Raw genomic sequence first — 14,034 nt, forward strand, 5'->3', positions numbered from 1 at the left:
ACGACTTTCGCTCATTAAATCTAATCCTTTCTGCAATTACTTCTCCGGCTTGGTTTTCTTTTCGATCTGCATATGAAAAAGACTCCGGTTCCCGCCAGTTCAGCGAAAACCGAAGTCTCTATCCAACATAATTTTAACGATTGTTGCGATTGTTGCGATTGTTGCGATTGTTGCGATTGTTGCGATTGTTGCGATTGTTGCGATTGTTGCGATTGTTGCAAGAACGGTTGGCCGTTACATAACGACGGAAGGCAGTCTTACGCCGTCTGCCTCGTCACGGATATCGCCGACGATTTCTTCCAAGATGTCTTCCATCGTCACAAGCCCGATTGTGCGGCCGGACGTATCGGCTACAGAAGCAATATGAACACGATTCTGCTGCATACTGAGCATCACTTCGCGCAGCGTTGCGGTCTCCACGAACTGTGGCAACTTATGCAGGAACCTTTCGATTCGGCCGTCCCGACCCGCCGCTATGGCGGTCAGTACTTCTTTGCTGTGGACAAAGCCGATAAAGGCATCCGGGTTACCGTTCGTTACCGGATAACGGGTATACTCGTGTTCGCTCAGCTTCTCGACGAGTTCGTCCTGCGGGACTTCTTTTGCAATTTTGACGATTTTGTCTGCTGGGATCATGATCTCACGCAGAAGTCGGTCATCAAAAGCAAAAATGTTATTCAGATAAGCCTGTTCGGTCTTGTTGATCTCGCCGCTTTCGTAACTTTGTTCGACAAGCCATTTCAGCTCTTCCTCCGAATGCACCGATTCGTGACCGGCCGGCTTAATGCCGAACAGACGCAGCAGCGCCGCCGCGGAACCGTTAAGCAGACGGATAAATGGAGCGGTCATTCGGCCGAAGCGGTACAGCCACGGGGCGAGCATCAGCGTCATTTTTTCCGCAAACTGGATCGCCAGCGTCTTCGGAGCAAGTTCTCCGATGACAACGTGCAGGAAGGTCACGAGCGCAAGCGCGATTGCATACGAAAGTACGGTTGCTATAGTATCCGGTACGTTAAAGTGATTAAATACCGGATGCAGCATTTTTTCGACGGTCGGTTCCCCAAGCGCGCCGAGTACAAGTGCGGTAATCGTAATGCCAAGCTGGCAGGCGGACAGGTAGTAGTCCAGATCCTGGGCGACTTTCTTCGCCATGACCGCTTTCTTGTTGCCGTCTGCGACCAATTGGTCAAGTCTCGACATCCGAACTTTCAGTATTGCGAATTCCGCGCCAACGAAGAAGGCCGTAAGTCCGATAAATACGGCGACCAGAAACAGGTTTAATGCTATTGTTCCGTCCAATAAATTCCCTCGTACGAGGGATTCACCTCCATGATATGCATTATTATTTTGGTTTGCTGCTGTACGACTTTTGCTGCTGTGTAATCTTTACGCTGTGCCATCATTACTCGGTATAGCTAAGTTTTACATGTTTGATCTGTAGGTCGTCTTTTTCCGCAATCGTCCAGACGTGTCCGTTCTCGATCAGTTTTGCGCCTTCACTGGCTCCTGTACCTTGACGGTGCTGGATCCAGCCTCCGATCGTATCGGTGTCGCTGCGTTCGTCGAACTTGATGCCGAAGCGTTTCTCAAGTTCGTCAAGCAGCACACGTCCGCTGATTACATATTCACGGTCGCCCGTCTGTTGAATCTCGGCGATCTCATCCGCATCGAACTCGTCGCGAATTTCGCCGACAAGTTCTTCCATCACGTCTTCCATCGTGACGATGCCTGCCGTACCGCCATATTCATCGACAACGAGTGCGATATGCATGCGTTCCTGCTGCATTTTGAGCATCGTTTCCTGAATTGGCGTCGCCTCCGACACGATTGGAATACGACGGATAAATTCTTCCACCTTGCGAGCGCGTTTGGCGATAATATGCGGAAGCATCTTTTTCGCGTTAACGACTCCGATGATCCGGTCTTTGCTGCCTTCTTCGGTAACCGGATACCGGGTGTAATTGTTCTCATCGAGCACCGCAATCAGTTCTGCATAATCCATATCTTTGTCGATCGTGACCAGCTGTGTCCGCGGCACCATGATATCGCGCGCAACCCGCTCGTCGAACGAGAAGACATTTTCCATGTAAGACAGCTTCGTTTCATTGATTTCGCCGCCCTGATAGCTCTGTGTCATGATAATCTTCAGCTCATCCTCGGAGTAGACTTCTTCGTGACCGGCCGGCTTTACGCCAAAACCCCGAAGCAGCAGACGGGACGTTCCGTTAAGCGCCCAGATAAATGGGTACATGACGCGTCCGAACCAGTACAGGGGAGCGGCCAGAAGAAGCGTTACCTTTTCGGCAAACTGGATCGCCAGCGTCTTAGGAGCCATCTCGCCGACGACCACGTGCAGGAATGTCACCAAGAAAAAGGCGATGGCATAGGAAGCGACGGAAGAAGCCGAAGCCGAAACGTTGAGCCAGTCGAATACCGGATACAGAATCCGTTCGACCACGGGCTTGCCGATCGCGCCGAGTCCCAGTGCCGTTACAGTAATGCCAAGCTGACAGGCGGACAGGTAGTAATCCAGATCGCCAGCCACTTTCTTGGCGACGATGGCTTTCTTGTTGCCTTCCGTGATCAGCTGATCAAGCCGGGATGCGCGTACCTTAACGACCGCGAACTCCGATGCGACGAAGAATGCGGTAAGTGCTAGCAGTGCAGCCAAAATCAATAAATTGACGATTGTCATTAGGTCCAATAAGTTCCCTCGTACGAGGGATTCACCTCCAGTGAATTTTTAGCGTTTACGTGAAGCTTTGCCTCTCGGTTGCATATTCCGTATGAAAGAGACAGATCCAAGAAATGGTGATCAACAACGACGACGAATAATAGTCAAGCGCCTTCCCAAGTTTGCTGCCCCCTTCCCTAATGTATTACTTCTTACTATACCATAACCTTTCGTAACCGTGCAGCAACACGTTGGGCTTCACAAAATGCACAATATTTTTCGGCGGCTTGGACTGATTGGCTTTCGCAGGATGAAGGTGCTATTCTGTTAAAAAGTTTCGCCCGCACGGATTCGGTGGTATATCGTGCAGGGTGAACGTCGAGAGGAGAGATAACCATGCAAAATATCGTATCGAACAAATGGCTGTTGGCCCGCTTGTACGAGCCGGAACAGACAATCGTGGACTGCCGCTACACGCTGGGTCAGCCGGAGGCAGGCCGTCAAGCCTATGAGCAGGAGCATATTCCTGGCGCGATCTATATGGATTTGAAAGAAGATCTGTCCGCTCCGGCGGGCGATCACGGAGGCCGGCATCCGCTGCCGGATCCGGAAGAATTTGCGGCGCGACTCTCGAAGCTGGGGATTGGCAGCGAGACCCGTGTCGTCGCTTACGACGACGAAGGCGGCATGAACGCGGCCCGGTTGTGGTGGATGCTGCGCTGGATGGGACATGACAATGTGGCCGTGCTGGACGGCGGCTTCTCGCAGTGGAAAAAAGCAGGATTTCCGGTAAACGATACTCAAGCGGTACGTGTACCCGCGGCGTTCACGCCCAATGTACAGCCGCATCTGCTGACCGACGTGAACGAAGTGCAGCGGATCGTCGGCACGCTCAAAGCAGAACAAATTATGGAAGCCGTCGAAGAAGAAAGAACGGATGAACATGGCGAAACGCCGGTGCAGGATATCGAAATCCCTCCGGCGGTAAATCCAAAAGTCTTTTTCACTCCGGTGCTGATCGATTCTCGCGCGCATGACCGCTACCTTGGACAAAACGAGATGATGGACACGGTCGGCGGCCACATTCCTGGAGCGGTCAATTTCTTCTGGAAAGATCTGCTGAAGGAAGACGGCTCCTTTAAAAGCAAGGAAGAGCTGGAGAAGCACTTCGAAGGCATCGACAAGGAAGCGGAAATCGTGGTGTACTGCGGTTCCGGCGTAAGCGCCTGCCCGAATGTGCTGGCATTGGAACAGGCCGGATTCAAGAGTGTACGATTGTATGCGGGAAGCTGGAGCGACTGGATTTCGTATGAGGATAATCCGGTGGCGACGGGGGAAGAAGGGTAAGGTTGGGTTTGAAAAGGAAGCCCGCGGCGGACGCGGGCTTTTTTGTGCTGCGTATACTTCGGGAATGCACGGTGCAGGGAGTCCAAGCAGGTTGCTTTTGGGTATTCCAGTATGCCGAAAGCGAACAAGAGATTCTGATAAAAATTAAATATTTTAAATTTCGTAACAAAAAGATGATTGGTTAAGTTAATGAATATATATCCATTTTATTTAAAAAAAGGAACAACAATGGTTAATTACAGAAAAATTTTAAAGATTTTTATTCTTACCAGTTCTTTGTTTGTTTTTTCTTCTTCTCTAGCAATTGCTGATACAGGAACAGCTCACATCAAAAAAGGCTCGCTTTCTGGCGGAGCGAGTAACATGACGTATTGAGTAGATGATTCTGTGAACTCATTAGGTTTTAAAGGCTCTGTACAAAACGGTGTAAAGCAATGGGATAATGCTTCAACCGGCGTTTTCATAACTGAAGTAGTTAATTCTTCCACTGCGAGTATGAAAATTTATGCCGGAAAGGGAAATCTTCCGCCCGGCACGTACGGGGCAGCGACTTATTGGATGTTGAGTGGGCGCAATATAACCCCTGATGAAGTTACGAATGGTACAAATTTTCAGCAAGGTGTCATAAGGTTTGACCTAGATAATCAAAATGCAGCAGGTTTTGAAAATGTACACCGCTACAAAACTTCTGGACACGAAATTGGACACGTTTTAGGACTAAATCATTTTGAAGAGCCGCCTGGACATTCAGGAAATCATTGGATGAAGTCTGGGAAAATCGCTTTAGAACAATCTACTAGTGTTGATTTAGCACATTTAAGAACGAAATGGGGATGGTGACTTATGAATAAGCAGGTAATCTCAAAAATTGGTATAGTCGCTCTAGTCAGTATTACAGCCCTGAGCGGATGCACTTATAAAGAACATACAAATGAAAGTGAAAGTTCTTCTCTTAATTCGTCAAAAACAACTAAAAATGTTGAATTAGCACCCAAAGAAATTAAAACGAGCCGCATTTCTGCAGATCACAATATATTTGAAAACTATGAAGAGGCTCTTGCAGCTTCGGACGTTGTGGCAGAGGTGACAGCTACTGAACGTTCACAGAATTTTGTTGAGAATCTAGATGGATACCCGTCTGGTCATACGCGTACTGAAGTAGAATTGAATCAAGTATTCACAACTAAAAATGGCGAACAATTAAGTGGAAAACTTTCTATTTTGGAACCTACGTATACTGCGGAAGTGCAAGGTGAACTCATTCAATTTAGTTATGAAGATTATATTAAAATGGTGCCAGGTGAAAAATATGTAGTTTTTTTAGTTTGGAGGGAAAAAGATCAAGGATATTGGATTAATGCTCTTGAACAAGGAAAGTTTAGCCTGAATAACCCGAATACTCATGAATCATCTATTACATCAGACATAAGCAATGATCCTGAAAGTAGCCAGTATAAGAAATTAAAAGATGATGTCATTAGTCACTTGTATGGTGAAGAGAGTGGGGTTGTAAACTAGTAATTTCTATTGTGAATTGCAAAGTTGACGTAATGAAAAAGCTGTTGAAGGTAAACGCCTTGCGCTGAAACAGGCCGGGTTTAAGAGTGTAAGGCTGTATGCGGGAAGCTGGAGCGACTGGATTTCGTATGAAGATAATCCGGTGGCGACGGGGGAAGAGATATAAGATTGGTTGGAGTAGAGAAGCCCGCGTTGGATGCGGGCTTTTTTGTGCTGTTTAGACTTGGAGAATACACGGTGTTGGGTTCCAGAACGGCTGGCTTACAGTATTCTGATGTACTGGAAGTCAACAAGGGATCAATGCTGGGCTGGAGAAAATGTTTTCTGTGCGCAACGATAAATAAATGACCCAAAATACGTAGGGCGCGTAAAGTGGAAATAACTTTGAGGTAGCATATAGAGGTAAGGGGAACAAGAAGGAATGAGAATTTTTTTTGATTACTTGATTTCGAAAAACCCAACTTAATTATTTGTTGTTGCGTTCATGTATGTAATGGAAATTAAAGAAGGAGGCTTTATGAGAGATTTTTTACGCTCTAAGTCGTTTTGGATACCCACTGTTTTATTTGCAGGGTTTATTTTAGGGACTATATTGTATGTATTATTTAATAAAATTAAATCTTAATTTAGAAAAACTGATCGGTCATTTTCAATAAATATTTTTAGTCTGTGTGAATCCTGAAGTTTTAACTGGAACAGTCGAGATTTTTTCATGGTGAATGTTTAGAAAAATCTGCTCAACGAAGACGGCACGTACAAGAGTATTGAAGAGCTGGAGCAGCACTTCGCAGGCATCGATAAAGAAAGTATTGAAAGCGGTTTAAAACTATGATACTTTATGTGTAACCGGTTACTCATTCGAGGTGAAAAGCATGGTCACGATAAAAGATGTCGCAAAACACGCAGGCGTATCGGTCGCTACCGTATCGCGGGTACTCAACGAAATCGGTTATGTGCACGAAGATACGCGTCGTATGGTGGAAAAAGCGATTCAAGAGCTGGATTATACGCCTAACGAGGTGGCCCGTTCCCTGTACAAGCGCAAATCGAGATTGATCGGATTGCTGCTGCCGGATATTACGAACCCCTATTTCCCGCAGCTTGCCCGGGGCGTGGAAGACCGGATGCAGGAAAGCGGATTCCGTCTGATCTTCGGCAACAGCGACGAAAGCGAACAAAAAGAACGCGATTACATCCAGACTTTCGTGCAAAATAACGCGGTCGGCATTATCTCGTCCACCAATTTTCCGGGCATGGAATCGTATCGCCGTTTGAACATACCGGTCGTCTTTTTGGATCGGATCTCCAGCGACCGTCCGGCCGTGTACGCGGACGGTCGGGAAGGCGGCCGGATCGCTGCGCAGCAGATCATTGAGCGGGGCAGCCGCCGAGTCACCGTACTGCAAGGACCGGCGCATATCCGTCCGGCGCAGGATCGCTTTCAGGGAGCCGTCGAAGTGCTTCAAGATACGGGAGTTGCCTACGAAGTGATTCGGACTGCGTCGTTCGCGCTGAAGGAGGCGGAGGAAAAAGCGAAAGAGCTGTTCGCTGCGTTTCCCGATACGGACGGGGTAATCGCCAGCAACGATATGGCGGCGATCGCCGTACTGCACGAAGCGCTCCGATTAGGGAAAAAGGTACCGGAAGAGGTGCAAATTATCGGCTTTGACGATATTCCGCTGATCGGACTGTTGTCTCCGCCGCTGTCGACGATCCGCCAACCCGCTTACGATATGGGCTACAAAGCAGCAGAGTTGATGATCCGATTGATCGAAGGACAAACGGTGGAGCTGCGGAATATCCAGATGCCGGTCGAGTTTGTCGAACGGGGCAGTACGCGAAAAAAGCCGGAGAACGAATACGTTGACCGCTGACTTCCAGATTCGATACGGTCAACGTACGGGCGGTTTTATCCCTTTCATACGAAGCTTATCTAAGAACAATCCAGAAAAAAGGTGGGAATAAGCATGAGCGCATATACGAAAAAACAGCCGCGCGTCGTCGTGGTCGGAAGCTGTTCGATGGATCTGGTCGTAACGTCTTCTAGACGGCCGGGGGCCGGGGAAACGGTGCTTGGAGAAAGCTTCAAGACCGTACCGGGCGGAAAAGGAGCAAACCAGGCGGTAGCCGCGGCCCGACTGGGCGCTGACGTTTCTATGATCGGACGGGTTGGCGACGATTCGTTGGGGCAGACCATTTTGGACAACCTGAAGCAAAACGGTGTTTGTGTGAACAATGTGGAACCGGTTACACATTGTGAAAGCGGAACGGCGCATATCATTTTGGCGGAAGGCGATAACAGCATTATCGTCGTCGAAGCGGCCAACCGCCAGGTAACGCCTCAATACGTGGAAAAATCGCGCGCAGTAATCGAAGGGGCCGACATCGTACTGATTCAGCAGGAGATTCCGGCCGAGACCGTGCTGCTGGTCAGTCGCATTTGCAAGCAGTCCGGCGTTCCTTTGCTGCTGAATCCCGCGCCTGCTCGCCCCGTAGAAGCGGAAGTGATCGAAAACAGCGCCTATTTGACCCCAAACGAGCACGAAGCGAGCCTATTGTTCGACGGAGCGGAGCTCGGCGAAAGTTTGCGGAAGTATCCAAATCGCCTGATTGTGACGGAAGGAAGCCGCGGCGCTCGTTATTTCGACGGACAAGAAGAGGCAGTCGTGCCTTCTTATCCGGTCCAAGCCGTCGATACGACGGGGGCGGGAGATACGTTCAATGCGGCATTTGCGGTGGCTTTGGCCGAAGGAAAAAGCATCGCAGACAGCTTGCGTTTTGCCAACCGTGCAGCTTCGTTGTCCGTCACCCGCTTCGGCGCGCAGGGCGGCATGCCGACCCGCGAAGAAGTGGAGGAGGCGCTGGCATGAAAAAACACGGCATACTGAATAGTCATATATCCAAAGTCTTGTCTGATCTGGGGCATACCGATTATATCGTCATCGCCGATCTCGGCCTTCCGGTGCCGCCCGGCGTGCCTAAGATCGACCTGGCGTTGACCAACGGCGTTCCAGGTTTCGAGCAGGTGGTCGAAATTGTGGCCGCCGATATGGAGATCGAGAAAGTCATGATCGCGGAAGAAATGATCGGGCAAAACGAAGCGGCTTACGCTTTCATGCACCGGACTTTCGAGGCGGCGTCGATCGAATCATGCAGTCATGAAACGTTCAAAAAGCTGACCGCGGGAGCCAAAGCCATTATCCGTACCGGCGAAGCCAAGCCTTATGCCAACTGTATTTTATACGCCGGCGTTTGTTTCGGAAACGAAGAATAGGAGGAAGCGGCATGCATATCGAAATGCGGGGCATTCATAAAGCTTTCGGTACGAACCAGGTATTGAAAGGTGTCGATTTCGAACTTAGGGAAGGTGAAGTTCATGCGCTGATGGGCGAGAACGGCGCGGGCAAGTCAACGTTGATGAATATCTTGGTCGGGCTGCACGCGCTGGACGAAGGCAATATCGCGGTTGACGGAAAAGAAACGTACTTCGCGAATCCTGGCGAGGCCGAAAAGCGCGGCATCACGTTTATCCACCAAGAACTGAATATTTGGCCGGAAATGACCGTGCTTGAGAATCTGTTTATCGGCCGGGAACTGAACCTGCCGTACGGACTGCTGGATACGCGAAAAATGAAACGCCTTGCCCGTGAGCAGCTTCAGCGCTTGTCCGTCGACCTGCCGCTGAACAAGGAAGCCGGTGCTTGTTCAGTCGGACAGCAGCAGATGATCGAAATCGCCAAAGCGTTGATGACGGAAGCCAAAGTCATCATCATGGACGAACCGACAGCGGCATTGACCGAACGCGAGATCGTCAAGCTGTTCGAAGTCATTCGTTCGCTGAAAGCCGAAGGCGTGTCCATCGTATACATTTCACACCGAATGGAAGAGATCTTCACGATCTGCGACCGGATCACCGTGATGCGCGACGGCATTACGGTGGATACGAAAGATATCCCGGCGACGAACTTTGACGAAGTCGTGCGCAAGATGGTCGGACGCGAACTGACCGAGCGTTATCCGAAGCGGAATCCGAAGCCCGGCGACATCATATTGGAAGTAAAAAACGCGACGCGGCGCGGATTGTTCGAAAATGTCAGCTTCAACGTCCGGGCCGGGGAAGTCGTCGGCTTTTCGGGTCTGATGGGCGCGGGGCGCACGGAAATCATGCGGGCGATCTTCGGTCTGGACAAACTCGACGGCGGCGAGATCGTGCTGCGGGGCAAAAAGATCAACATCCGTCGCCCGGAAGACGCAGTGCGGCACGGAATCGGCTTCATTACCGAAGACCGCAAAGACGAAGGCCTTGTGCTCGACTTCTCGATTCGCGAAAACATGGCGCTGCCGAACCTGTTTAGTTTTACGTCCAAGGGCTTTATCTCATCGCGCAAAGAGCGCGAGTTCGTGGATACACTGGTCAAGCGATTGCAGGTCAAAACGCAGTCCGCCGAAACGCCGGCCAGCAGCCTGTCGGGAGGCAACCAACAAAAGGTCGTCATCGCCAAATGGATCGGCATCGGACCGAGCCTGCTCATTCTCGACGAACCGACGCGCGGCGTGGACGTGGGCGCCAAGCGTGAAATCTATCAGTTGATCAACGAGCTGACGGACCGGGGCGTGGCGATCATTATGGTGTCCTCCGAGCTTCCCGAGGTACTGGGCATGAGCGACCGAATCATCGTGGTGCATGAAGGCGGCATCAGCGGGGAACTTGCGGGCAGCGAAGCGACGCAGGAAAATATTATGACTTTAGCGACAGGGGGACAATAAGATGCAAAAATCAGCTTCCGCAGCCGATTCCGGCAAACGTTTCAAATTATCGGAGGTTACGCAAAAACTCGGTCCATTGCTCGGTTTTATCATTCTGGTCATGATCGTATCCATATTGAATCCGGCATTTTTGGAACCGCTTAACATTCTGAATCTGTTTCGGCAGGTGGCGATTAACGCGCTGATCGCGTTCGGCATGACCTTCGTTATTTTGACCGGCGGCATCGACCTTTCGGTCGGTTCGATCCTGGCGTTATCCAGCGCCTTCGTCGCGAATCTCATGCTGGCTGGCGTCGACCCGATTCTGGCGATTCTGATCGGCGGCATCGCCGGCGCGATCATGGGTGCGATCAACGGGATATTGATCACAAAAGGCAAAATGGCTCCGTTCATCGCGACGCTTGCCACGATGACCGTCTTCCGGGGCTTGACGCTCGTCTACACCAACGGCAATCCGATTACGGGCCTGGGCGACGATCTATCGTTCCAATTGTTCGGCCGCGGTTATTTCTTGGGGATTCCGGTTCCGGCCATCACCATGATGATCGTATTCGCGATCCTCTGGACCATTTTGCATAAAACGGCTTTCGGCCGCAAAACGTACGCGATCGGCGGCAACGAAAAAGCGGCCATCGTATCGGGCATCAAAGTACACCGCGTCAAGATCATGATCTACAGCTTGGCCGGCCTGCTGTCTGCGTTGGCGGGCGCCATCCTGATGTCCCGTCTGAATTCCGCGCAGCCTACGGCCGGACAATCGTACGAGCTGGATGCGATCGCGGCGGTCGTGTTGGGCGGAACCAGCCTGACGGGCGGACGCGGATGGATCGTCGGCACGCTGATCGGCGCGCTGATTATCGCCACGCTGAATAACGGTTTGAACCTGCTCGGCGTCTCCTCGTTCTTCCAGATGGTGGTCAAAGGCGTCGTGATCCTGATTGCCGTACTGATCGACCGCAAGCGGTCGGCTTAAAACAGAAAGAAGGTGACCTTATGAAAAAATTAATGACCGTACTCGCCGCTTTACTGGTTGTCCTGATGCTAGCCGGCTGCTCGATGCAGCCGCCGGCTTGGGCCAAAGCGAATCGTTCGGCCGACGCAGAAAACCTGAAAATCGGGTTGTCGATCTCGACCTTGAACAATCCGTTCTTCGTCTCGCTCAAAGACGGCGTAGAAGCGCAAGCACAGAAGCTGGGGATCGAAGTAATCGTCGTCGATGCGCAAAACGATTCGGCCAAGCAAAGCAACGACGTGGACGATCTGCTTCAACAGGGCATCAACGCGCTGCTGGTGAATCCGACCGACTCGGCCGCGATCTCTTCCGCGGTGCAGGCGGCCAACGTGCTGGATATTCCGGTTATCGCGCTCGACCGTTCCGCGGACCAGGGCGACGTGAAGGCGCTTGTCGCATCCGACAATGCCAAAGGCGGACAGATGGCGGCCGAGTACCTGGCGGAGCAGCTTGGCGAAGGGGCTAAGGTGATCGAGCTGCAGGGCGTGCCGGGAGCGTCCGCGACCCGCGAGCGGGGACGCGGCTTCCACGAGATTGCCGACAAGCGGCTCGACGTGATCGCCAGTCAAGCGGCCGATTTCGACCGCACCAAAGGATTGACCGTCATGGAAAACCTGCTGCAAGGCAATCCGGGCGTGCAGGCCGTATTCGCGCATAACGACGAAATGGCGCTCGGCGCGATCGAAGCCATCGAAAGCTCGGGCAAGGATATTCCGGTCGTCGGCTTCGACGGAAACGACGATGCGCTGACTTCGATCCAGAACGGCAAACTGACTGCGACCGTGGCCCAGCAGCCGGATCTGATCGGCCAACTGGCCGTGGACGCCGCGCGGGACGTGCTTCAAGGCAAGGAAGTGGAGGCCTCCATTCCGGCACCTTTGAAGCTCGTGACGAAAGAAGATTCGCAGCCTTAAAGCCGAAAACGACCTCGAAATCTGCATGAAAGCAGAGAGCGAGGTCGTTTTTTTGGGCATGATACCCATTCTGTACGCCTGTTATCAATTCGGAAAGATTTTTGCTCTGATGCACCCGATTCAAGGTATGACTGTTCAACAGAACAGTATTTATCAAGGAAGTGAGAGACCCGGCTGGATTATGGGAGGGGCTGCTTTGGTCATATCGATACTTTTGTGGAAAGCGATGCTGCAGTTTTTGAACGTATCATTCATAAAGAGTCTGCTCAAACTCCCTATGTTGCGCTGAAACAAAAGATTTTTATTGTTCTTCCGGACTCTTCTTCAACCAGCTATAAGATTCAAGATTTGATCCTTAACGAAGACGGAACTTCTAAGTACGAAGACAGCGTTCCCTATCCTCTTCAAGCTCAAGTTAGAGATGGAATTGTTTCTTTTACTATTCCTCCGCATTCACTAGCTAGTTATAGTTCGGATGCTACAGATTATGAACCTGGTGGTCTTATACGAGGATTCAAGTTGATGAGCGAGGAAAACGATGAGGTCTTTGCATTTGTCGTGCGGACCGATGCGAAGTGAGTGAAATTGTAAATCACAATCGTCGGTACTGGCTGGAGCGACTGGATTTCGTATAGCCAACGATAAATGTGGGCTGTTAGCGTATTGGCAAACCTGGCTCTCCACATAGAGAGTCGGGTTTCTTTGAATTATTCGCTTTTGGACCGAAGCATGAAATCCGAAGCTGGCCCTCATTTTAACGTATTGTATTCATGGTGCTTATCCGTGCATTCCGCGTATATCATGCCCTACTTAACGTGTATCGCGCTCTACTTGATGTGTAACGAATCCTCATATCGCTATTTGTTGATATTCGGCTTTTTTAACAATCTAACGAATCGTCATATCCTTATTGGCTGTGATTCAGTCGGTTTAAAGCCAATTCAGGTCAACTAGCGTGATGACGATTCGTTAGAATCGAAAAAAGCGAGCTGGAGGGCAAATAGCGTTGTCAGGATTCGTTAGAATCGCCGAGCTGCGCCTATTTTCTCGACAGCTCGACAGCTCGAAAGCCCACACTTTGTGCGGGCTTTTTTGTCTTGAAAATAAGTGAGATTTCGCAGATGCCTTAATCCGTTAAAGCATACCGTCCCTACAACCAAAAAGAAGGATATTTCCGCCGTTTGTCCAGATTGTTGATGACAAGCGCGGCGGCTACCAGAATAAGTGAACCGCTAAGAACCGGTGTGAGTAGAAATGACCAGCCGCTGCCTGCCAGCATGACAAGCACCGGGTTGGCTCCTGCAGGTGGATGAGTAGTTCGAGTCAGCATCATTAGAATAATCGCTAGACTAGTTGCCAAAGCCATAGACCAAAAATGCGTACCAAACAGATGGAACATGACTAAACCGGTTAGGGCAGAAAGGAAATGGCCTCCTATAATATTTCGTGGTTGTGATAGCGGAGACTCCCATAGGCCAAAAGCGAGTACGCAGCTTGCACCAAATGGAGCCATCAGCCAGAGCGCAGAGCTCCAATTACTCAGCAGAGTAAGCAGGCTGATCGTAATAAAACCTCCAATTCCTCCTACAATCATACTGTGAGCATCCACTTTAAGCGGGCTTCTACCTTGTCCTTTCATTTTTGCAAAGAATCCAGCGTTCATCTTGTCATTCAGCAGCTGAGTCATTCCCTCACTCCTTTTAAACTAATTTACTAGTAAACTAGTTATATAACGTTAGCGAAGCTTTGTCAATTATCCATTTTGTATTTCCTGCAGTATGTGTCCAATGCTTATTCAGTGC

The 14,034-nt window shown here is 50.4% G+C and carries 13 protein-coding genes and 1 pseudogene; 11 read left to right on the plus strand and 3 right to left on the minus strand.

Annotation, left to right across the window (positions count from 1 at the left end; genetic code table 11):
- Positions 1-234: 234 nt before the first annotated feature.
- Both F456_RS0118555 and F456_RS0118560 read right to left on the minus strand, forming a co-directional pair.
- Entirely contained in the window at positions 235-1,299 is a 1,065-nt protein-coding gene (locus F456_RS0118555) for a hemolysin family protein (protein WP_018978554.1), read from the minus strand.
- A gap of 103 nt (positions 1,300-1,402) precedes the next feature.
- Positions 1,403-2,704 (minus strand): hemolysin family protein, encoded by a 1,302-nt coding sequence (locus F456_RS0118560; RefSeq protein WP_026293979.1) that lies wholly within the window; start codon positions 2,702-2,704, stop codon positions 1,403-1,405.
- A 366-nt stretch (positions 2,705-3,070) separates the two neighbouring features.
- Here F456_RS0118560 and F456_RS0118565 point away from each other — a divergent pair, with 366 nt between their 5' ends.
- The 11 genes and pseudogenes from F456_RS0118565 (at position 3,071) to F456_RS0118615 (ending at position 12,811) form a co-directional block, all read left to right on the plus strand.
- On the plus strand, positions 3,071-4,021 hold the full coding sequence (locus F456_RS0118565) for a sulfurtransferase (RefSeq protein WP_018978556.1): 951 nt from the start codon (positions 3,071-3,073) through the stop codon (positions 4,019-4,021).
- A 387-nt stretch (positions 4,022-4,408) separates the two neighbouring features.
- Positions 4,409-4,861 (plus strand): zinc metalloprotease, encoded by a 453-nt coding sequence (locus F456_RS24430; RefSeq protein WP_157060137.1) that lies wholly within the window; start codon positions 4,409-4,411, stop codon positions 4,859-4,861.
- A 3-nt stretch (positions 4,862-4,864) separates the two neighbouring features.
- Entirely contained in the window at positions 4,865-5,539 is a 675-nt protein-coding gene (locus tag F456_RS0118575; protein ID WP_018978558.1) for a hypothetical protein, read from the plus strand.
- A 58-nt stretch (positions 5,540-5,597) separates the two neighbouring features.
- Positions 5,598-5,705, plus strand: a pseudogene (locus F456_RS24930) (sulfurtransferase); the annotation flags it as partial.
- A gap of 706 nt (positions 5,706-6,411) precedes the next feature.
- Positions 6,412-7,413, plus strand: coding sequence for a LacI family DNA-binding transcriptional regulator (locus tag F456_RS0118585; RefSeq protein WP_018978560.1), 1,002 nt, complete (start codon positions 6,412-6,414; stop codon positions 7,411-7,413).
- 93 nt (positions 7,414-7,506) lie between these two features.
- The gene (rbsK, locus tag F456_RS0118590) at positions 7,507-8,409 is read left to right on the plus strand and encodes a ribokinase (protein WP_018978561.1); all 903 of its coding nucleotides are present in this window, start codon (positions 7,507-7,509) and stop codon (positions 8,407-8,409) included.
- Positions 8,406-8,813 carry a D-ribose pyranase gene (gene rbsD / locus F456_RS0118595; RefSeq protein ID WP_018978562.1) on the plus strand — a complete coding sequence of 136 codons (408 nt, stop codon included), beginning with the start codon at positions 8,406-8,408 and terminating at the stop codon, positions 8,811-8,813. The genes rbsK and rbsD overlap by 4 nt, the downstream gene beginning before the upstream one ends.
- An 11-nt stretch (positions 8,814-8,824) precedes the next feature.
- Positions 8,825-10,306: a sugar ABC transporter ATP-binding protein gene (locus F456_RS0118600; RefSeq protein ID WP_018978563.1), complete on the plus strand. Its 1,482-nt coding sequence runs from the start codon at positions 8,825-8,827 to the stop codon at positions 10,304-10,306.
- 1 nt (position 10,307) lies between these two features.
- Positions 10,308-11,279, plus strand: coding sequence for a ribose ABC transporter permease RbsC (gene rbsC / locus F456_RS0118605; RefSeq protein WP_018978564.1), 972 nt, complete (start codon positions 10,308-10,310; stop codon positions 11,277-11,279).
- A gap of 20 nt (positions 11,280-11,299) precedes the next feature.
- Entirely contained in the window at positions 11,300-12,232 is a 933-nt protein-coding gene (gene rbsB / locus F456_RS0118610; protein WP_018978565.1) for a ribose ABC transporter substrate-binding protein RbsB, read from the plus strand.
- A gap of 216 nt (positions 12,233-12,448) precedes the next feature.
- The gene (locus F456_RS0118615) at positions 12,449-12,811 is read left to right on the plus strand and encodes a hypothetical protein (RefSeq protein ID WP_018978566.1); all 363 of its coding nucleotides are present in this window, start codon (positions 12,449-12,451) and stop codon (positions 12,809-12,811) included.
- Between the two features lie 571 nt (positions 12,812-13,382).
- Here F456_RS0118615 and F456_RS0118620 read toward each other — a convergent pair.
- Positions 13,383-13,895, minus strand: a complete 513-nt coding sequence (locus F456_RS0118620) for an HPP family protein (protein WP_040925385.1) — start codon at positions 13,893-13,895, stop codon at positions 13,383-13,385.
- Between the last annotated feature and the right edge of the window lie 139 nt (positions 13,896-14,034).

This window comes from Saccharibacillus kuerlensis DSM 22868, assembly GCF_000378145.1.
GTDB classification, from domain to species: Bacteria; Bacillota; Bacilli; order Paenibacillales; family Paenibacillaceae; genus Saccharibacillus; species Saccharibacillus kuerlensis.